Annotated in this window: 16 protein-coding genes; 1 reads left to right on the forward strand and 15 read right to left on the reverse strand. The window is 70.7% G+C overall.

From position 1 onward, the window contains the following. Positions 1 to 34 precede the first annotated feature (34 nt). Positions 35 to 496, forward strand: a complete 462-nt coding sequence (locus tag B6N23_RS04305; protein ID WP_169957913.1) for a DUF721 domain-containing protein — start codon at positions 35 to 37, stop codon at positions 494 to 496. An 88-nt stretch (positions 497 to 584) separates the two neighbouring features. Here the strand turns inward: B6N23_RS04305 and lpxC are convergent, their stop codons facing one another. The 15 genes from lpxC to rsmH all read right to left on the reverse strand — a co-directional run bounded on the left by lpxC (position 585) and on the right by rsmH (position 18,232). Beyond that, positions 585 to 1,496, reverse strand: coding sequence for a UDP-3-O-acyl-N-acetylglucosamine deacetylase (lpxC, locus tag B6N23_RS04310; protein ID WP_169957912.1), 912 nt, complete (start codon positions 1,494 to 1,496; stop codon positions 585 to 587). Positions 1,497 to 1,608: 112 nt separating this feature from the next. Next, positions 1,609 to 2,784, reverse strand: coding sequence for a cell division protein FtsZ (gene ftsZ / locus B6N23_RS04315; RefSeq protein WP_305502200.1), 1,176 nt, complete (start codon positions 2,782 to 2,784; stop codon positions 1,609 to 1,611). A 34-nt stretch (positions 2,785 to 2,818) separates the two neighbouring features. Then, positions 2,819 to 4,108: a cell division protein FtsA gene (gene ftsA, locus B6N23_RS04320; RefSeq protein ID WP_119020824.1), complete on the reverse strand. Its 1,290-nt coding sequence runs from the start codon at positions 4,106 to 4,108 to the stop codon at positions 2,819 to 2,821. Between the two features lie 194 nt (positions 4,109 to 4,302). Next, complete coding sequence (locus B6N23_RS04325; protein WP_302141953.1) at positions 4,303 to 5,028, reverse strand: cell division protein FtsQ/DivIB; 726 nt, start codon at positions 5,026 to 5,028, stop codon at positions 4,303 to 4,305. Next, complete coding sequence (locus B6N23_RS04330; RefSeq protein WP_305502203.1) at positions 5,025 to 5,954, reverse strand: D-alanine--D-alanine ligase; 930 nt, start codon at positions 5,952 to 5,954, stop codon at positions 5,025 to 5,027. Before B6N23_RS04330 ends, B6N23_RS04325 begins: the two co-directional genes overlap by 4 nt. Continuing rightward, positions 5,951 to 7,363, reverse strand: a complete 1,413-nt coding sequence (murC, locus tag B6N23_RS04335; RefSeq protein WP_305502209.1) for a UDP-N-acetylmuramate--L-alanine ligase — start codon at positions 7,361 to 7,363, stop codon at positions 5,951 to 5,953. The genes B6N23_RS04330 and murC overlap by 4 nt, the downstream gene beginning before the upstream one ends. Positions 7,364 to 7,415: 52 nt before the next feature. Continuing rightward, entirely contained in the window at positions 7,416 to 8,498 is a 1,083-nt protein-coding gene (murG, locus tag B6N23_RS04340; protein ID WP_305503950.1) for an undecaprenyldiphospho-muramoylpentapeptide beta-N-acetylglucosaminyltransferase, read from the reverse strand. Positions 8,499 to 8,500: 2 nt separating this feature from the next. Further along, complete coding sequence (gene ftsW / locus B6N23_RS04345; protein ID WP_305502212.1) at positions 8,501 to 9,772, reverse strand: putative lipid II flippase FtsW; 1,272 nt, start codon at positions 9,770 to 9,772, stop codon at positions 8,501 to 8,503. After that, positions 9,769 to 11,148 carry a UDP-N-acetylmuramoyl-L-alanine--D-glutamate ligase gene (gene murD, locus B6N23_RS04350; protein ID WP_169957907.1) on the reverse strand — a complete coding sequence of 460 codons (1,380 nt, stop codon included), beginning with the start codon at positions 11,146 to 11,148 and terminating at the stop codon, positions 9,769 to 9,771. The genes ftsW and murD overlap by 4 nt, the downstream gene beginning before the upstream one ends. A 32-nt stretch (positions 11,149 to 11,180) precedes the next feature. Next, positions 11,181 to 12,266 (reverse strand): phospho-N-acetylmuramoyl-pentapeptide-transferase, encoded by a 1,086-nt coding sequence (gene mraY / locus B6N23_RS04355; protein WP_305502215.1) that lies wholly within the window; start codon positions 12,264 to 12,266, stop codon positions 11,181 to 11,183. Between the two features lie 9 nt (positions 12,267 to 12,275). Next, positions 12,276 to 13,661: a UDP-N-acetylmuramoyl-tripeptide--D-alanyl-D-alanine ligase gene (locus B6N23_RS04360; RefSeq protein ID WP_169957905.1), complete on the reverse strand. Its 1,386-nt coding sequence runs from the start codon at positions 13,659 to 13,661 to the stop codon at positions 12,276 to 12,278. Beyond that, on the reverse strand, positions 13,658 to 15,184 hold the full coding sequence (locus B6N23_RS04365; protein WP_305502220.1) for a UDP-N-acetylmuramoyl-L-alanyl-D-glutamate--2,6-diaminopimelate ligase: 1,527 nt from the start codon (positions 15,182 to 15,184) through the stop codon (positions 13,658 to 13,660). Before B6N23_RS04365 ends, B6N23_RS04360 begins: the two co-directional genes overlap by 4 nt. A gap of 51 nt (positions 15,185 to 15,235) precedes the next feature. Further along, positions 15,236 to 16,945, reverse strand: coding sequence for a peptidoglycan D,D-transpeptidase FtsI family protein (locus B6N23_RS04370; protein ID WP_305502222.1), 1,710 nt, complete (start codon positions 16,943 to 16,945; stop codon positions 15,236 to 15,238). Then, positions 16,942 to 17,265, reverse strand: coding sequence for a cell division protein FtsL (gene ftsL, locus B6N23_RS04375; protein ID WP_169957902.1), 324 nt, complete (start codon positions 17,263 to 17,265; stop codon positions 16,942 to 16,944). The genes B6N23_RS04370 and ftsL overlap by 4 nt, the downstream gene beginning before the upstream one ends. Positions 17,266 to 17,275: 10 nt before the next feature. Next, complete coding sequence (gene rsmH, locus B6N23_RS04380; RefSeq protein WP_169957901.1) at positions 17,276 to 18,232, reverse strand: 16S rRNA (cytosine(1402)-N(4))-methyltransferase RsmH; 957 nt, start codon at positions 18,230 to 18,232, stop codon at positions 17,276 to 17,278. Positions 18,233 to 18,237: the final 5 nt, after the last annotated feature.

The raw sequence follows: 18,237 nt of genomic DNA on the forward strand, positions 1-18,237 counted from the left end.
CGGCGACCGGAACATGGCCCCGAGAAACAAGCCCATGAGTATAAAGGCTAAGCGCTTCCGCGCCCAGCCCATGACCCGCCTGCTCGATGGCCACGGCGAACTCGGCTCGCTGATGCGCATGGCGCGACTGATCGAGCGCGCTCAGCAGCACCTGCGTGACCAGCTCCCCGCGGAAGTGGCCGAGCACCTGCACGTGGGCGGCTTTCGCGATGGTCGCCTGACGCTGATCACCGACCGTGCCGCCTGGCTCACCCGGCTGCGCTACGAGCAGCCGCGACTGCTCGAACGGCTTCACCAGCTGCCCGGCTTCGAGGCGGTGACCGGCTTCACCCTCAAGGTCCGCCCGGTACGACCGGTCAAGGCGCCGCTGCGCCAGGTGCGCCATCTGCCGGCCCGAGCGGCCGATGAACTCGCGAGCTGCGCCGAGGACGTGGTCGACCCGCGGCTCAAGGCAGCGCTCCAGCGACTGGCCGCCCATGCCGAGCGCGAGCCATGACGGCAACGCCCCGAGCCCCATGACATGAAGAAGGCCCGCCAGATGCTGGCGGGCCTTCTTCATGTCATGGGGGCGGGACGAACTGGCGTCAGGCCATGGCCGGGGCCGCGTAGGAGATGGGCGCGGCGGCGGCCTCTTCCTCGAAGGTGACGATCTCGTAGGAGTCGGGCTGGGCCAGCAGGGCGCGGCAGAGCTGATTGTTGAGCGCATGGCCCGACTTCACCCCGCGGAACTCGCCGATCAGGCTGTGGCCGAGCTGGTAGAGGTCGCCGATGGCATCCAGCACCTTGTGCTTGACGAACTCGTCGTCGTAGCGAAGGCCGCCCTCGTTCACGATGCGGTAGTCGTCCACCACGATGGCGTTGTCGAGGCTGCCACCGAGCGCCAGGTTGTTGGAGCGCAGGTACTCCAGGTCACGCATGAAGCCGAAGGTGCGGGCCCGCGACACCTCCTTGACGAAGGAGGTGGTGGAGAAGTCCACCATGGCCGTCTGGGTCTGCTCCTCGAACACCGGATGGTCGAAGTCGATGGAGAAGGCGACCTTGAAGCCCTGATGCGGGCGAAAGGTGGCCTCCTTGTCGCCCTCGGTCACCGTGATCTCGCGCTTGATGCGGATGAACTTCTTGGGCGCGTTCTGCTCGCTGATGCCGGCGGACTGGATCAGGAACACGAAGGGGCCGGCACTGCCGTCCATGATCGGCACCTCGGGGGCGCTGAGGTCGACATAGGCGTTGTCGATGCCGAGTCCGGCCAGGGCCGACATCAGGTGCTCCACCGTGGCCACCTTGGCGCCGCCCGAGGAGAGCGCGGTACACAGGGTGGTGTCGGTGACGTTGTGGGCCTTCGCCGGAATCTGCACCTCGGGATCCAGATCGGTGCGCACGAAGACAATGCCGGTATCCACGGGCGCCGGGCGAAGGGTCATGTAGACCTTCTTGCCGGAGTGCAGGCCGACGCCCGTGGCGCGGATGACGTTCTTCAGGGTGCGTTGTCTGATCATGAGAGGTGGCCAGGCTGTTGTCGGGTTATCAAACACTGTTCACTATAACACCGAACGGGCGTTTCGACAAAGAAACCTCGCCCGGCACGCCCTATGGACTCGATAGCGCCCCTCAATCCGCCTGGCGGCGCAGGAAGGCCGGGATATCGAGATAGTCATCGAGCTCCTGGGAGCGGCGCTTCTCGGCACGCGGCTTGGCGGCCTCCTCCGGCTCGGCGGCGGCGCGGGGGGCCTGCTGGCGCATGGCCGGCTGCGCCGGGCGCTGACGGTAGTCGCTGCCTGCCTCGACGCGCTTGGCCGGCTCGCGGGTCGCTGCCTTGGCCTGCTGACGGCCGTCGAGCCCGGCGGCCACCACGGTGACACGCAGCTCGTCGGACATCTCCATGTCGATGGAGGTGCCCACCACGATGGTGGCGTCCTGGGAGGCGAACTCCTGAACGGTGGCGCCCACATCGTTGAACTCGCCGATGGAGAGATCCGGGCCGGCGGTGATGTTGACCAGGATGCCGCGGGCGCCGTGGAGGTCGACGTCCTCGAGCAGCGGGCTGCGAATGGCCTTCTCGGCGGCTTCCCTGGCGCGGTTCTCGCCGATGGCGCTGCCGGAGCCCATCATCGCCATGCCCATCTCGGACATCACGGTCCGCACGTCGGCGAAGTCGACGTTGATGATGCCCGGGCTTGTGATCAGCTCGGCGATGCCCTGAACGGCGCCCAGCAGCACATCGTTGGCGGCGCTGAAGGCGGTCAGCAGGCTGGCGCTCTTGCCCAGCACCGAGAGCAGCTTCTCGTTGGGGATGGTGATCAGCGAGTCGACGTGCTCGGAGAGCTCCCGCATGCCCTCCTCGGCGGCGCGCATGCGCTTGGGGCCCTCGAAGGGGAAGGGACGCGTCACCACCGCCACGGTGAGGATACCCAGCTCCTTGGCCACCTGGGCCACCACCGGGGCACCGCCGGTGCCGGTACCGCCACCCATCCCGGCGGTGATGAAGACCATGTCGGCACCGTTGAGCAGCTCGGCGATCCGCTCGCGGTCTTCCATGGCCGCCTGGCGCCCCACCTCGGGGTTGGCGCCGGCACCGAGCCCCTTGGTGATCTCGGTGCCGAGCTGGAGCACGGTCTTGGCGGAGACCCGCTTGAGGGCCTGGGCATCGGTGTTGGCGCAGATGAACTCCACGCCCTCGATGTTGCTCTCGACCATGTGATTGACGGCATTGCCGCCGCCGCCGCCGCCACCGATCACCTTGATGACCGCGCTGCTTGAGGGTGCGCTATCTACCAGTTCAAACATTTGCCCCGTCTCCTGGGTCGCCATGGCGACCCTGTCAGAAATTTCCTTTCAACCAGCCCTTGAACCTTGCCAGCGCCGGTATGCTTTCCCTGAAGCCGCGCCGGCCGGCGTCCTCACGCCGCGCCTGAACCGGCACCAAGCTGCCCTGTGTCTGTCGACCATGCCCCTGCCGATTTTCCTGCAGGGCGTAATGTAGCAAACCGACTCCGGTCGAATAAATCGGGTTGCGGACCACATCGGCCAGGCCCCGCACGTTCTGCGGGCAGGCGATGCGCACCGGCATGTGGAAGATCTCCTCGGCGAGCTCCACCACCCCTTCCATGCGCGCGGTGCCCCCGGTCAGCACCACCCCGGCGGCCACCAGGTCCTCGTAGCCGCTGCGGCGCAGTTCGTCGCGCACCAGGGTGAAGAGTTCCTCGTAGCGCGGCTCCACCACCTCGGCCAGCGCCTGGCGGGAGAGGTCCCTGGCCGGGCGGTCGCCGACGCTGGGCACCTTGATCAGCTCGTCGCTGGCGGCCAGCTGGGTCAACGCGCAGGCGTACTTGACCTTAATCTCCTCGGCGTGCTGGGTCGGGGTGCGCAGGGCCATGGCGATGTCGTTGGTGACCTGGTCCCCGGCAATGGGGATCACCGCCGTGTGGCGAATCGCCCCCTCGGTGAACACGGCGATATCGGTGGTGCCACCGCCGATGTCCACCATGCAGACGCCCAGCTCCCGCTCGTCCTCGGTGAGCACCGCCATGCTCGAGGCGAGCTGCTCGAGGATGATGGCATCGACCTCGAGGCCGCAGCGGCGCACGCACTTCTCGATATTCTGCACGGCGTTCAGTGCCGCCGTGACCAGGTGCACCCGGGCCTCCAGGCGCACCCCGGACATGCCCAGCGGCTCGCGGATGCCGCCCTGGGTGTCAATGGAGAACTCCTGGGGCAGCACATGGAGGACGCGCTGGCCCTCGGAGATGGCCCGGGCCCGGGCGGAGTCGATGACGCGATCGATGTCGGAGGGGGTGACCTCGCGCTCCTTGATCGCCACCACGCCATCGGAATTCATGGAGCTGATATGGCTGCCGGCGACGCCGACATAGACCGAGTGGATATCACAGCCGGCCATCAGCTCGGCCTCCTCCACGGCGCGTTGGATGGAGAGCACCGTGGATTCGATGTTGATCACCACCCCTTTCTTCATGCCGCGGGAGGGGTGCGAGCCGATACCGGCGATCTCGATGCCGCCATCGTCGGTGGGCTGACCCACGATCGCCACGACCTTGGACGTTCCGATATCCAGCCCGACTACCATATTGGACGCATTGGAAGGACCTGCCATGAGTCGGGAACTCTCCTAGAACCTGGCCCGCTTCGGGGCCTGCAACACGGAAAATGAACCTGGGGGCAATTATAGGAACAACTCGGGTTGATCCTCCACCCCACAGAAAAATTCACCTTTCACGATACGGTGATTTTGCCCCAAAAGAAACAGGCGCAGTCCCTCGAACATGCGCCTTTGCGGAGAAAATGGTCTCAGCCCTCGGCCGACTCATCATCCTCGGCGGGGTCGGATTCACCGTGCCAGGCAACGGCCACGCCGTTGGGGTATCGCAGGTCGATGTAGCGGATATGCGACGCCTGGGAGCCGAGCTGCCGCTGCCAGGCCGCGGAGAGCCTGCCCAGCCGCGCCTCGCGGTCGTTGCGACCGAGCATCACCCAGACCCCATCGTCCAGCTGGAAGCGCCAGGCGCCGCGGGGCTCCAGGCGCAGCTGGGAGAGCTCGAGGCCCATGGCGCCGAAGCGGGTGGCCAGCCGTTCGTGGTAGGCCAGCACCTCCGCCCCGCTGCCGGCGGGACCGGCGAGATCCGGCAGGTCGCCGGGCGGCGACACCGGGCCGAAGGCGAAGGGCTCGCCCTCGGGATTGAGCAGGTAGTCGTCGTTCCAGCGTGCCACCGGAATCTGCTCGACCAGCTCGAAGGTCAGCGCATTGGGCCACTCCCGAGTGACCCGCACCTCGGAGAGCCAGTCGATGGCCAGCGCCTCCTCGCGCAGTTCGGCCACGTTGACCGACAGCCAGGTGCGGCCGCGGATCAGCGGCGCCAGCTCGTCGCGCAGGTAGTCGGCGCTGACGTGGGTGAACTCGCCGGCGATGGAGACCCGCTCGATGGGCCGGTCGAGCCACAGCCACAGGGCCCGACCGCCGGCGCCGAACAGCACCAGCAGCAGCACCACCCCGAGCAGGCCACCGCGACGCGTCATGCCCGCTTCGCCTCCAGGGTGGTGGCCAGGATGCGCAGCACCAGGGCCTCGAAGTCGATACCGGCATGCGCCGCGGCCTGGGGCACCAGGCTGTGGTCGGTCATGCCCGGCGAGGTGTTGACCTCGATCAGCCAGAAGCGCCCCTCGACGTCGCGCATCACGTCGACGCGCCCCCACCCCTCGGCGCCGACCGCCTCGAAAGCGCGACGGCAGAGCTCGCCGAGCTCGGCCTCCTCGGCATCGCCGAGCCCGCAGGGCAGGTGGTAGCGCGTCTCGTCGGAGAGGTACTTGGCCTCGTAGTCGTAGAAGCCCCCGGGCACCTCGACGCGGATCGCCGGCAGCACCTCGTCGCCAAGCAGCGACACCGTATACTCGTCGCCCTTGATGAAGCGCTCGGCCATCACCCGGGCGTCGAAGCGGGCCGCCTCGTGGTAGGCCGCCGCCAGGGCCTCGGCGCTCTCGACGATGCTGATGCCCAGCGTCGAGCCCTCATGCACCGGCTTGACGATCAGCGGCAGGCCGAGGCGCGCCACCACCGCCGACCAGTCGGCGTCGGTCTCCAGCATCACCGACTCCGGCGTGGGCAGGCCGAGTGCCTGCCACACCAGCTTGGTGCGCTGCTTGTCCATGCCCAGGGCCGAGGCGAGCACGCCGCTGCCGGTATAGGGAATACCGAGCAGCTCCAGCGCCCCCTGCAGGGTGCCGTCCTCGCCGCCGCGGCCGTGCAGGGCGATGAAGACGCGGTCCGGGGCCAGGGCCTCGAGCCCCACCAGCCCGCCGTCGGCAGGGTCGTAGCCGATGGCATTCACGCCGGCGCGGGTGAGCGCCGCCAGCACCGCCGCCCCGCTCTTCAGCGAGACCTCCCGCTCGGCGGAGCTGCCGCCGTAGATCACGGCCACGCGGCCCAGGTCGTTCACCAGGCTCATAGGGTCACCTCGTCGAGCTCAAGGGCCGCCTCGGCCAGGGCCAGGGAGATGCCACCCACGTCGCCGGCGCCCTGGGTGATCAGGATGTCGTCCGGGCGCAGCACCCGGGCCAGCAGACCAGGCAGTTCGCCCTTCTCCTGGACGAAGATCGGGTCCACCTCACCGCGCTGGCGGATGGAACCGGCCAGGGTGCGCCCCTCGGCGCCGGGAATCGGCGCCTCGCCGGCGCTGTAGACGTCCAGCAGCAGCAGGGTATCGACGCCGGAGAGCACCCGCACGAAGTCCTCATAGAGGTCACGGGTGCGCGAGTAGCGGTGGGGCTGGTAGAGCATCACCAGGCGCCGCTCGGGCCAGCCGGCGCGTACCGCCCGGATCACCATCTCCACCTCGCGAGGGTGGTGGCCGTAGTCGTCCACCAGCATCACCTCGCCCTCGCCGCCCGGCGCCGGGAAATGCCCCTGCACCTGGAAGCGACGTCCCACCCCCTGGAAGCCGGCCAGGCCGCGCAGGATGGCGTCGTCGTCGACCCCGGCATCGGTGGCCACGGCGATGGCCGCCAGGGCGTTCAGGGCGTTGTGGCGGCCGGGCATGGCCAGCCGAACGGCGAGCGGCGCCAGCCCGCCGGGGCGATGGGCGGTGAAGCGGATCTCGCCGGCCTGCTGGGCGAAGTCGGCGATGCGGTAGTCGGCGTCCTCGCTGAAGCCGTAGGTGATGAACTGGCGATGCACCCGGTCGAGCAGGCCGCGCACGTTGTCATCGTCGTTGCACAGGATCGCCAGGCCATAGAACGGCAGGTTGTGCAGGAACTCGAGGAAGGTGGTCTTGAGCTTCTCGAAGTCGCCGCCGTAGGTGGCCATGTGGTCGGCATCGATGTTGGTGACGATGGAGACCATGGGCTGCAGGTGCAGGAAGGAGGCGTCGGACTCGTCCGCCTCGGCCACCAGGTAATCGCCCTCCCCCAGCCGGGCATTGGTGCCGGCGCTGGTCAGCCGCCCGCCGATCACGAAGGTGGGGTCGAGCCCCCCCTCGCCGAGCAGGGTCGCGGTGAGGCTCGTCGTGGTGGTCTTTCCGTGGGTCCCGGCCACGGCGATGCCGTGGCGGAAACGCATCAGCTCGGCGAGCATCTCGGCGCGGCGCACCACCGGCACCCGGTGCTCCCGGGCCCAGACGATCTCGGGGTTGGCTTCGTCCACCGCGGTGGAGACCACCACGACATCGGCGCCGACTACGTGGTCGGCATCGTGGCCGATGGCCACCGTGATGCCGCACTGGCGCAGCCGCGCCACCACCGTCGACGCCTTCAGGTCGCTGCCGCTGACCGTATAGCCCTGGTTGGCCAGGACCTCGGCGATGCCGCACATGCCGGCGCCGCCGATGCCCACGAAATGGATGTGCCGGATCCGGCGCATGCCAAGGCCCCGCTCGGGGGGGACGGACTGGCCGGGAACCGGCCGTGACGTGCTATCGCTCAAAACCTGTCTCCATGCAGCCGGCCACCAGGCGCTCGACGGCATCGAGGTGCGCGCAGGCCCTCGCTCGCACGGCCATGGTGGCAAGGGTATCGGGATCGAGCAGCGCCGCCAGCCGATCGGCCAGCGTCGCCGCCGTGAGGTCGGTCTGGGGCAGCAGCTCGGCGGCCCCCTCCTCCACCAGCGCTCGGGCGTTGGCGGTCTGATGATCGTCCACAGCGAAGGGAAAGGGCACGAAGAGCGCCGGCCTGGCCGCGGCGGCCAGCTCCGCCACCGTCAGGGCGCCCGCCCGGCAGACCACCAGGTCGGCCCAGCCGTAGGCCTCGGCCATGTCATCGATGAAGGGCGTCACCTCGGCGCTCACGCCCTCGCGGGCGTAGGCCTCGCGGGTGGCAGCGTCCTTGTCGCGTCCCGCCTGGTGGCGCACCTCGGGTCGCTCGCCCTCCGGCAGGCGAGCCAGGGCCTGGGGGAGGCGCTCGTTGAGCGCCTGGGCCCCCAGCGAGCCGCCCACCACCAGCAGGCGCAGGCGCCGGCCACGCATCGCCGCGGCCGGGCGGGGTGACTCGCCCAGGGCAGCGATCTCCTCGCGCACCGGGTTGCCGATCACCTCGCCGCGGGCGCCGAAGGCCTGGGGAAAGGCGGCGTAGACGCGCCGCGCCAGTCGTGACAGCGCGCGGTTGGTAAGTCCGGCCACGGCGTTCTGCTCGTGGATCACCAGGGGGCGGCGCGCCAGCCAGGCGGCCAGGCCGCCGGGACCGCTGGCGAAGCCGCCAAGGCCCACCACCAGCTGGGGGTCGAAGGCACGGATCACCCGCCACGCCTGCCACACGGCGCGGGTCAGGTTGAACGGGGCCAGCAGCCAGCCGGCGGCACCGTTGCCGCGCAACCCCGACACCGCGATGCGATGCAGGGGAATGCCGGCCTCCGGCACCAGGCGGTTCTCGATGCCGCGGGGGCTGCCCAGCCAGGCCACCTCTACCCCCTCGGCGTCCAGGCCCCGGGCCAGGGAGAGGGCGGGAATGACGTGGCCGCCGGTGCCTCCGGACATGATCAGGACGCGGCGTCCCGGTCGCATGCTCACTTGGCGACTCCTTGTCGTTGAGAGAGTGGCGTGGAAGCGGAACCCGACGGTGCCAGGGAGGGCTCCCGGCGCCCATTCCCCCTGGGCGCCGCGGGGCTCGCCCGCCGCTGGGCCTGGCGCGTCTCGATGTCGGCCCGCAGCAGCAGCGCCATCATCACCGCGCTGACCAGCAGGCTCGACCCACCGTAGCTGAGCAGCGGCAGGGTCAGTCCCTTGGTGGGCAGCATGCCGCTGCTCACGGCGATATTGATAAAGGCCTGGGCACCGATCACCAGGGCGATGCCGTAGCTGAGGTAGGCGGCGAAGGGCAGCTGGGCCAGCTCGGCACGGCGGCCCACCGCCATGGCCCGCCAGATCAGCAGCGCGAAGAGCCCCACCACCCCCACGGCGCCGAACAGGCCGAGCTCCTCGGCGAGCACCGCGAAGACGAAATCGGTGTGGGCCTCGGGCAGGTAGAAGAGCTTCTGGACGCTGTTGCCGAGCCCCATGCCCAGCCAGCTGCCGCGGCCGAAGGCGATCAGCGCCTGGGTCAGCTGGTAGCCGCTGGCAAACTGGTCCGCCCAGGGGTCGGCGAAGCTGGCCAGGCGCGCCAGGCGATAGGGCTCGGCGATGGCGAGCAGGGCCCCGCCGGCCGCGACCAGCAGCGCCAGCAGCAGGAAGCGCCCCCAGGGGGCCCCGGCCATCAGCAGCATGCCCATCACGCAGCCGGTCATCACCACCACGGCACCGTAGTCCGGCTCGAGGATCAGCAGCACGCCGATGATGGCCAGGATCAGCAGCGGACGCAGGAAGGCGCCCCACTGCCGGCGCACCTGGGGCAGGAAGCGCTCCAGGTAGCCAGCCATGTAGGCGATCAGGCAGAGCTTGGCGACCTCGGAGGCCTGCAGGTTGAAGGGCACCCCGGGGATCGAGATCCAGCGCTTGCTGCCGTTGATCTCGCGCCCCACCAGCAGCACCAGCACCAGCAGGGCGATGCCCACCAGCAGCAGCAGCGGACCGTTGACCTTCCACCACCCCAGGGGAATGCGCAGCACGAAGGCGGCCGCGGCCAGCGCCATCACCAGGAAGAGGCCGTGACGGATGCTGAAGTACCAGGGATTGCCGGTCAGGCTCGCCGCCACCTCCGATGACGCCGAGGTCACCATCACCCAGCCGATCAGCATCAGCGACAGGGTCGCGATCAGCAGCCAGCCGTCGAAGGGCTGGTCGCGGGTGGAGAGCCGCTCGCGGAGCCGGGAGAGCCGGGCGAACCGGGGCGCGCGCTTCATGCCTCCTCCTCGGCCAGGTGGCGGCGCACCCAGCGCCGAAACACCTCGCCCCGCTCCTGGTAGTTGGCGAACTGGTCGAGGCTCGCGCAGGCCGGCGAGAGCAGCACGCAGTCGCCGGGCTCGGCGATCTCGGCGGCCCGGGCCATGGCCGCGGCCAGGTCCTCCACCTCGGTCAGCGGCAGCCGCCCGCGCAAGGCGCGCGCCAGGCGCTCGGCATCGAGGCCGAAGAGGATCGCCTCGCGGCCATGGCGGGCCAGGGGCTCGGCCAGGGGGGCGAAGTCGGCCCCCTTGCCGACGCCGCCGGCCAGCAGGATCAGGCGGCCCGCCAGGGTCGGGCCGAGCCCGGCGATGGCGGCCAGGGTGGCCCCCACGTTGGTGCCCTTGGAGTCGTTGATCCAGCGCACGCCGCCCACCTCGGCCACCACCTCGCCACGATGGGGCAACCCCGGAAAGCGCCGCAGCACCCGGCACATCGGCTCCATGGGCAGGCCCAGCCGGCGCCCCATGGCGAGCGCGGCCAGGGCATTGGCCTGGTTGTGGCGACCGGCCAGGCGCACCTCGGCGGCGGGCATCAGCGGCGTGTCGCCATGCATCAGCCAGTCGGCATCCCGGTGGCGGCCGATGCCCCACTCGCCGGCCTCGGGTGGGCGGGTGGTAAAGCTGTCCTGAAAGGGCAGCCGCTGCTCCGGCCAGGTGTTGGGGTCCTCGGCGTTGACCACCCCGTGACGCGCCCCGCGGAAGATGCCGAGCTTGGCGGCCCGATAGCCGGCCATGTCGCCGTGGCGGTCCAGGTGATCCTCGGAGAGGTTGAGAAAGGCCGCACTCTCGGCACCGAGCCTGGGTGTGGTCTCGAGCTGGAAGCTGGAGAGCTCCAGCACGTAGAAATCGGCATCGGGCTCGTCGGCGAGCAGGTCCAGGGCCGGGGTGCCCAGGTTGCCCCCCACCGCCACGCGACGACCGGCCTCGACGGCCATCTCCCCCACCAGGGTGGTCACGGTGGACTTGGCGTTGGAGCCGGTGATGGCCGCGATGGGCGCCCGGGCGGCGCGCACGAAGAGCGCGATCTCGCCGATCACCAGCGGCTCGCCGGTGGCCTCGCGGAGGCGCCCGTCCAGGACGTCGAGGCCCGGGGTGCGCGGGTCGATGCCGGGGCTCACCACCACCTCCTCCACCTCGGAGAGGTCGAGGGCGGTCAGCGGGCCGCAGTGGATGGCCACGCCGGGGTGGGCGGCATGAAAGTCGTCGATGCCCGGCGGCACGGCACGGGTGTCGGCCACCATGTAGGGCACCCGCTGGCGCTCCAGATGGCGACAGATGGCGCGCCCCGAGATCCCGAGCCCGACCACCAGGGTGACGCCTGTCGGCACCTTGACCATATCCTGCTCCTTGCCCGCGTGGAGGGCCTCGCTCAGCGCACCTTGAGGGTGGCCAGGCCGATGAGCACCAGCACCACGGTGATGATCCAGAAACGCACGATGACCCGCGGCTCGGGCCAGCCCTTGAGCTCATAGTGATGGTGCAGCGGGGCCATGCGGAAGATGCGCCGGCCGGTGAGCTTGTAGGAGCCCACCTGCAGGATCACCGAGATGGTCTCCATCACGAAGATGCCGCCCATGATGAAGAGCACGATCTCCTGGCGCACGATCACCGCCCCACACGCCCAGCGCGCCGCCCCCAGCGCCAGGGCCCCCACGTCCCCCATGAAGACCTGGGCGGGGTAGGTGTTGAACCACAGGAAGCCGAGCCCCGCGCCGGCGATGGTGGCGCAGAAGACGGCCAGCTCCCCGGCCCCGGGAATGAAGGGGATCTGCAGGTAGTTGGCGAACACCGCATTGCCGGTGGCGTAGGCGAACACCGCCAGCCCCATGGCCACCAGCACGGTGGGCATGATCGCCAGGCCGTCGAGGCCGTCGGTGAGGTTCACCGCGTTGGAGCTGCCGACGATCACGAAGTAGGTCAGCACGATGAAGAACACCCCCATCGGCACCACCACGTCCTTGAACAGCGGCACGATCAGGCTGGTCTCCACCGGCGAGGCCGCGGTGGCGTAGAGCAGCACCGCGGCGGCCAGGCCGACCACCGACTGCCACAGGTACTTCCAGCGCGCGGGCAGGCCGCGGGGGTTCTTCTCCACCACCTTGCGATAGTCGTCGACCCAGCCGATGGCCCCGAAGCCCAGGGTCACGCCCAGCACGATCCAGACGTAGTGGTTGCCGAGATCGCCCCACAGCAGGGTACTGACGGCGATGGCCATCAGGATCATGGCCCCGCCCATGGTGGGCGTGCCGGCCTTGGAGAGGTGTGACTGGGGGCCGTCGTCGCGCACCGCCTGCCCGATCTGGCGCTCGACCAGGCGGCGGATCATCACCGGCCCCAGCCACAGGCAGAGCCCGAGGGCGGTGATGGTGCCCAGGATCATGCGCAGGGTCAGGTAGTTGAAGACGTTGAAGGCGCTGAAGTATTGCGCCAGGAACTCAGCCAGATAGAGCAGCATGTATCGCGTTCACCTTGATCGATCCTGACGCAGTGCCGTCACCACCTGCTCCATGGCGGCACTGCGCGATCCCTTGACCAGCACGCTGGCGCCGGGAGGAAGATGGTGGAGGGCGTGACGCACCAGCGCCTCGCGCTCCTGGAAGTGGCACCCGCCTGCGCCGAAGGCATGGGAGGCGGCGCGGGCCGCCTCGCCGCAGGTGCCGAGGAAGTCGATTCCCAGTTTCCGTGCGTAATCTCCGATCTCGGCGTGCAGCCGCTCGGACGCCTCCCCCAGCTCCCCCATGGCGCCCAGCAGGCACCAGTGGGGGCCGGGCAGCGTGACCAGCAGGTCGAGTGCCGCCCTCACCGCGCCGGGGTTGGCATTATAGGTATCATCCAGCAGGCGTGAACCGTTGATGCCCGGCACGACGGAGAGCCGTCCCGGCATCGGCACCACCTCGCCAAGGCCTGCCACCACCTCCTCGGGGGCCAGGCCCATGGCCAGCGCCGCCGCCGCCGCGGCCAGGGCATTGGCCACGTTGTGGCGCCCGAGCAGGCCCAGCTGCACGCGGCCCAGCTCGACCCCGTCGGCGACAAGCGTGAAAGCATAGCGCCCCAGGGCATCGCAGGCCAGCGCCCGGGCGGTGACCCGGGCGCGGGGATCGAGGCCGAAGTCGCGCACCTCCCGCGGCGCGGCGAGGCGCGCCCAGGTGGCGAAGTAGGCGTCGTCGCGATTGAGCACCGCCACGCCGTCGGTCGGCAGGCCGGCGAGGATCTCGCCCTTGGCCTGGGCGATGCGCCCCATGCCGCCGAACTCGCCGACGTGGGCGCCGGTGACGTTGGTGATCACCGCCACCCCGGGCTCGGCCAGCACGCTGGTCCAGGCGATCTCTCCGAGGTGGTTGGCGCCGAGCTCCACCACCGCCTGGCGGTGCTCGGGGGCGAGCTCGAGCAGGGTCAGCGGCGCACCGAAGTCGTTGTTGAGGTTGCCCCGGGTGGCCAGCGTCGCCCCCCGCCGAGCCAGGATGACGGCCAGCATCTCCTTGACGGTGGTCTTGCCGCTGTTGCCGGTCACCACCACCAGAGGGCCGCCCCAGGCGCGGCGCCGGGCGCGGCCGAGCAGCCCCAGGGCCAGGCGGGTATCGGCCACCTCGAGCAGCGCCATGCCCTCCACGTCGCCCCTCTCGGCCATGGCGCCGGCCTCGACCAGCGCCGCCGCGGCGCCGGCCGCCCGGGCCTCGTCGAGGAAGTCGTGGGCATCGAAGCGCTCGCCGCGCAGGGCGACGAACAGGCTGCCCGGGCTCAGCCGGCGGGTATCGGTGACGATCGCACCGATGGGCAGGTCGGCCGCCGGTGCCTCGAGGCCCAGCGCCTCGGCCACCTCGGCCAGGGTGGTCAATCCGCAGCGGCTCATGGCGTCGCCTCCCCGCCGGCAGGCGCCCGGGCGGCCAGTGCGCGTTCGGCCTCGACCAGGTCCGAGAAGGGGTGACGCACGCCGGCGATCTCCTGGTAGGTCTCGTGGCCCTTGCCGGCGATCAGCACCAGGTCCTCGGCATCGGCATCGGCCAGCACCCGGGCGATCGCCGCGCCACGCCCGGCGATCTCCAGCGCCTGCCGGCGCGCGTCGGCGGAGAGCCCCGCCAGCACCGCTGCGCGGATCGCGGCCGGATCCTCCCCGCGGGGGTTGTCGTCGGTGACCACCAGGCGGTCGGCATGGCGCTCGGCGGCGGCCGCCATCAGCGCCCGCTTGCCGGGGTCGCGGTCGCCGCCGCAGCCGAACAGACACCACAGCCGGCCATCCGCCGGCCGGTGGGCGCGCAGGGCGGCCAGGGCGTTGTCCAGGGCGTCGGGGGTGTGGGCGTAGTCGATCACCACGGTAGGAGCGCCGGGGCGCACCAGCGCCTCCATGCGCCCCGGCACCGGGGCGAGGCCCGCGGCGGCGTCGAACAGCGCGCCGATGGGGTGGCCCAGCCCGTAGAGGGTGGCGATGGCCAGCAGCACGTTGTCCAGGTTGAAGCGGCCGAGCAGCGAGGTCTCCAACACCCGCTCCCCCTCGGGGGTCGCCACCAGCGCCCGCTGGCCGGCGCCGTGGGGGTGCCAGTCGATGACCCGGAAGGTCACCGCCTCGTCGGTACCGGTGGCCAGCACGCGCACCCGCCCCTCCTGACCACCGGGGAGCCCGGCCAGCATCAGCCGGGCCAGGGAGTCATCGGCGTTGACCACGGCAAGGCGCAGCTCCTCACGGCGAAAGAGCCTGGCCTTGGCCGCGGCGTAGGCGGCCATGCTGCCGTGATAGTCGAGGTGGTCGCGGGTCAGGTTGGTGAAGACCGCCGCGGCCAGCCGGCAGCCGTCGAGGCGCCCCTGCTCCAGGGCGTGGGAGGAGACCTCCATGGCCACCCGGCGAACACCCGCATCGGCCAGCTCGGCCAGCGCCGCCTGCAGCGCCAGCGGCCCCGGCGTGGTCAGGCCGCCGTCGTGCAGCGCACCCAGGCGCCCGCACCCCAGGGTACCCACGAGCCCCGCCGACACTCCCAGCGCCTCACTCAGCTCGGCGATATAGTGGGTCACCGAGCTCTTGCCGTTGGTGCCGGTGACGCCAATCAGCTCCAGGCTGTCCGGCACCGCGAAGAGCTCGCGCCCCAGCTCCCCCAGCCGCTCGCGCAGGCCGGGCAGCGGCACCACGCGTGGGTCGTCGGGGCAGGCGCGCTCATCGCCCGAGTGGCAGAGCACCGCACAGGCCCCGGCTGCCAGCGCCGCCGCGATGAAGTCGCGGCCATCGGCGGCCACCCCGGGCACCGCCACGAACAGCGTGCCCGGCCCGGCACGGCGGCTGTCGGTCGCGAGCCCGAGGGTCGCTACGGCGAGTTCAGGCAAGGGGCGCGCCTCGGGCCAGAGGCGCTGGAGGGTCGCCGTCAGGCGAGAGGGGGTCACCTGCATGTTTCGCCTCGCAGCTGTCGGGTCGGGAGTGGGCTCAGGGTCATGGGGGCCTCAGCGGCTGCGCTGGTCGGGCGGCACGTCGAGCAGGCGCAGGGCGCTGCCCACGACGCGGGAGAAGACCGGCGCCGCCACGGCGCCGCCGAAGTAGCTGTCACCACGAGGGTGGTCGATCATCACCACGGTGACGATGCGCGGGTCGGAGACCGGCGCGATACCGGCGAAGAGGCTGCGATAGGCGTTCTGCACATAGCCGCCGGCACCGGTCTTGCGCACCGTGCCGGTCTTCCCGGCCACCCGGTAGCCCGGCACCATGGCGCGCCGCGCCCCGGTGGTCGGCTGCACGGACTCCTCCATGATGCGCAGCAGGTCGTGGGCCACGGCGCGGTCGATGACCGGCTCCCCCGGCGGCGGTTCGGGGAGCTTGAGCAGCGACGGCGGCAGGCGCTCGCCGTGGTTGGCGATGGCGGTGTAGGCGCCGGCCAGCTGCAGCGCGGAGGTCGACAGGCCGTAGCCATAAGAGAGCGCGGCCCACTGGCTGCGCGACCAGCGCACCGGCGCCGGCAGGGTGCCGGTGGACTCGCCGGGAAAGCCGGTCTCGGGGCTCTGGCCGAAGCCGAGCCGGCGGTAGAGGTCCGGCACCAGGGGGTCGTCGAGCTCCAGCACCAGCTTCGACATGCCGATGTTGGAGGACTTCTCGAGGATGCCCGCCAGGTCGAGTCGGCCGTAGTTGCGGATATCGCGGATGGTGAAGCGGTCGATGCGCATCCAGCCCGGCGAGGTGTCCACCACCACGTCGCGGGGGAACTGGCCGCTCTCCATGATCGCCGCCATGGCCAGCGGCTTCATCACCGAGCCGGGCTCGAAGACGTCGACGATGGCCTGGTTGCGCAGGCCGCGGGGATCGAGGCCGGCGCGATTGTTGGGGTTGTAGGAGGGCTGGTTGGCCATGGCCAGCACCTCGCCGGTGCGGGCATCCATCATCACCACCACACCGCCGTCGGCGTCATGCTCGGCCACCGCCGCCTTGAGCTCGCGGTAGGCCATGTACTGCAGGCGCTGGTCGATGGAAAGGGTCAGCTCACCGCCGGGGCGCGCTTCGCGCAGCACCTCGAGGTCGCGCACCAGGCGCCCGCGACGGTCCTTCAGCACGCGGCGCTGTCCCGGCTCGCCGGCCAGGTAGAACTGGTAGGCGAGCTCGAGGCCCTCCTGGCCCACGTCGTCGACATTGGTGACGCCAAGCAGCTGGGCGGTCACCTCCCCCGCCGGGTAGTAGCGCTTGTACTCGTCCTGGCGATAGACCCCGGGGATGCGCAGGTCCAGCACCCGCTGGGCCGCTTCCGGGGTCAGCTGGCGGCGCAGGAACATGAACTCCCGGGAGGCGAAGCGCTCCAGGCGCGCGTCGAGGTCGTCGAGCTCCATGCCCAGCGCCCTGGCCAGCTGAAGACGCTGGATGGGATCCTCCGGGACATCCTGGGGATTGGCCCACAGGGTGACCACCGGCGTGGAGATGGCCAGGGGTTCGCTGTTGCGGTCGCTGATCATGCCACGGTGGGCGGGAATCGGGTCGGTGCGCAGGGTGCGGGCGTCGCCCTGCCCCTGCAGGAAGGGGCGGTCCACCACGTGGAGGATGACGATGCGCCCCACCAGCAGGCCCAGCCCCAGTAGCACGATGGCCAGCATCAGGCCGTAGCGCAGCCCCCCCATGGGGGCCATGGGCGGCGGACGACGGGGCGAGACGCCGCCGCGGACCTCGGTGCTCATGGCCGGATCACCTCGACCTCGTCGACATCGGGCAGGCGCATCTCCAGGCGCTCCATGGCCAGGCGCTCGATGCGCGCCGGCGACGACCAGGCGCTCTCCTCGAGCAGCAGCTGCCCCCACTCGGTCTGCAACTGGTTCTGCTCGCGTTCGAGCTGCTGCAGGCGACCATACTGTTCACGGGTCAGATGGGTGGTGGTGATCACCGCCAGGGCGCTGACCAGGCTGGCCACCAGCAGGGCGGCCACCAGCAGCAGGGAGGGGCTGGGCCGCACTGCCAGCGGCCAGCCGAATCCGGATGTCGACGTTCGTCCCTGTGTCATATCGCCTCCCTCAGTAACGCTTGCGAGCCGCCCGCATCACCGCACTGCGTGCCCGGGGGTTCTCCTCGACCTCCTCGGGGCCGGCCCGCTGCGCCTTGCCAAGCGCCTCGAGGCGCCGCTCGAGCTCCGTATCGGCAATCGGCATGCCCCGCGGCAGGTGGGAATCACCGCGCACGTGGTGGCGAATGAAGCGCTTGACCCGGCGATCCTCCAGCGAGTGGAAGCTGATCACCACCAGGTGGCCACCGGGGGCCAGGGCCTCGAGGGCCGCTTCCAGGGCCGCATCGAGCTGCTCGAGCTCACCGTTGACATGGATGCGCAGCGCCTGGAAGACCCGCGTCGCGGGGTGCTTGTGCTTCTCCCAGGCAGGGTGGGCCGTCTTGACCACCTCGGCCAGGTCCGCGGTGCGCAGGAAGGGCTGCTCGCCGCGACGGGCGACGATGGCCTTGGCCAGCCGGCGGGCATAGCGCTCCTCGCCGTACTCCTTGAACACCCGCGCCAGCTCGGCTTCGCTGGCGCGCGCGATGAAGGCCGCTGCGCTCTCCCCCTGGGTGGGGTCCATGCGCATGTCCAGGGGACCATCGCGCAGGAAGCTGAAGCCGCGCTCGGGGTCGTCGAGCTGCGGCGAGGAGACGCCGACGTCGAGCAGGATGCCGGCCAGCTGGCCGTGCACGCCGTGCTGCCCGGCGATCTCGCCCAGGCGGGCGAACTCCGCGCGCTCGATGGTGAAGCGGGTGTCGTCGATGGCCGCGGCCTCGGCGATGGCCTCGGGGTCGCGGTCGATGGCGATCAGGCGCCCGGCCGGCGAGAGCCGGTCAAGGATGGCGCGGGAGTGGCCCCCGCGGCCGAAGGTGCCGTCCAGGTAGACCCCATCGGTGTCGTGCACCAGGGCCTCCACGGCGCCGTCGAGCAGGACGCTGGCATGACGGAAGCCGCGCGAGGCAGTATCAGGTGCGGATGACGACATGCGTA

Source organism: Halomonas alkalicola, from assembly GCF_030704205.1.
GTDB lineage: Bacteria > Pseudomonadota > Gammaproteobacteria > Pseudomonadales > Halomonadaceae > Halomonas > Halomonas alkalicola.

Bases quoted from the DNA above. Each gene is read 5' to 3' on its own strand.
- lpxC (WP_169957912.1), bottom strand. From the start codon at position 1,496: ATGATCAGACAACGCACCCTGAAGAACGTCATCCGCGCCACGGGCGTC.
- B6N23_RS04370 (WP_305502222.1), bottom strand. From the start codon at position 16,945: ATGAGCACCGAGGTCCGCGGCGGCGTCTCGCCCCGTCGTCCGCCGCCC.
- B6N23_RS04305 (WP_169957913.1), top strand. From the start codon at position 35: ATGAGTATAAAGGCTAAGCGCTTCCGCGCCCAGCCCATGACCCGCCTG.
- murG (WP_305503950.1), bottom strand. From the start codon at position 8,498: ATGCGACCGGGACGCCGCGTCCTGATCATGTCCGGAGGCACCGGCGGC.
- murC (WP_305502209.1), bottom strand. From the start codon at position 7,363: ATGCGCCGGATCCGGCACATCCATTTCGTGGGCATCGGCGGCGCCGGC.
- ftsA (WP_119020824.1), bottom strand. From the start codon at position 4,108: ATGGCAGGTCCTTCCAATGCGTCCAATATGGTAGTCGGGCTGGATATC.
- rsmH (WP_169957901.1), bottom strand. From the start codon at position 18,232: ATGTCGTCATCCGCACCTGATACTGCCTCGCGCGGCTTCCGTCATGCC.
- B6N23_RS04330 (WP_305502203.1), bottom strand. From the start codon at position 5,954: ATGAGCCTGGTGAACGACCTGGGCCGCGTGGCCGTGATCTACGGCGGC.
- B6N23_RS04325 (WP_302141953.1), bottom strand. From the start codon at position 5,028: ATGACGCGTCGCGGTGGCCTGCTCGGGGTGGTGCTGCTGCTGGTGCTG.
- B6N23_RS04365 (WP_305502220.1), bottom strand. From the start codon at position 15,184: ATGCAGGTGACCCCCTCTCGCCTGACGGCGACCCTCCAGCGCCTCTGG.
- ftsZ (WP_305502200.1), bottom strand. From the start codon at position 2,784: ATGTTTGAACTGGTAGATAGCGCACCCTCAAGCAGCGCGGTCATCAAG.
- ftsW (WP_305502212.1), bottom strand. From the start codon at position 9,772: ATGAAGCGCGCGCCCCGGTTCGCCCGGCTCTCCCGGCTCCGCGAGCGG.
- ftsL (WP_169957902.1), bottom strand. From the start codon at position 17,265: ATGACACAGGGACGAACGTCGACATCCGGATTCGGCTGGCCGCTGGCA.
- B6N23_RS04360 (WP_169957905.1), bottom strand. From the start codon at position 13,661: ATGAGCCGCTGCGGATTGACCACCCTGGCCGAGGTGGCCGAGGCGCTG.
- murD (WP_169957907.1), bottom strand. From the start codon at position 11,148: ATGGTCAAGGTGCCGACAGGCGTCACCCTGGTGGTCGGGCTCGGGATC.
- mraY (WP_305502215.1), bottom strand. From the start codon at position 12,266: ATGCTGCTCTATCTGGCTGAGTTCCTGGCGCAATACTTCAGCGCCTTC.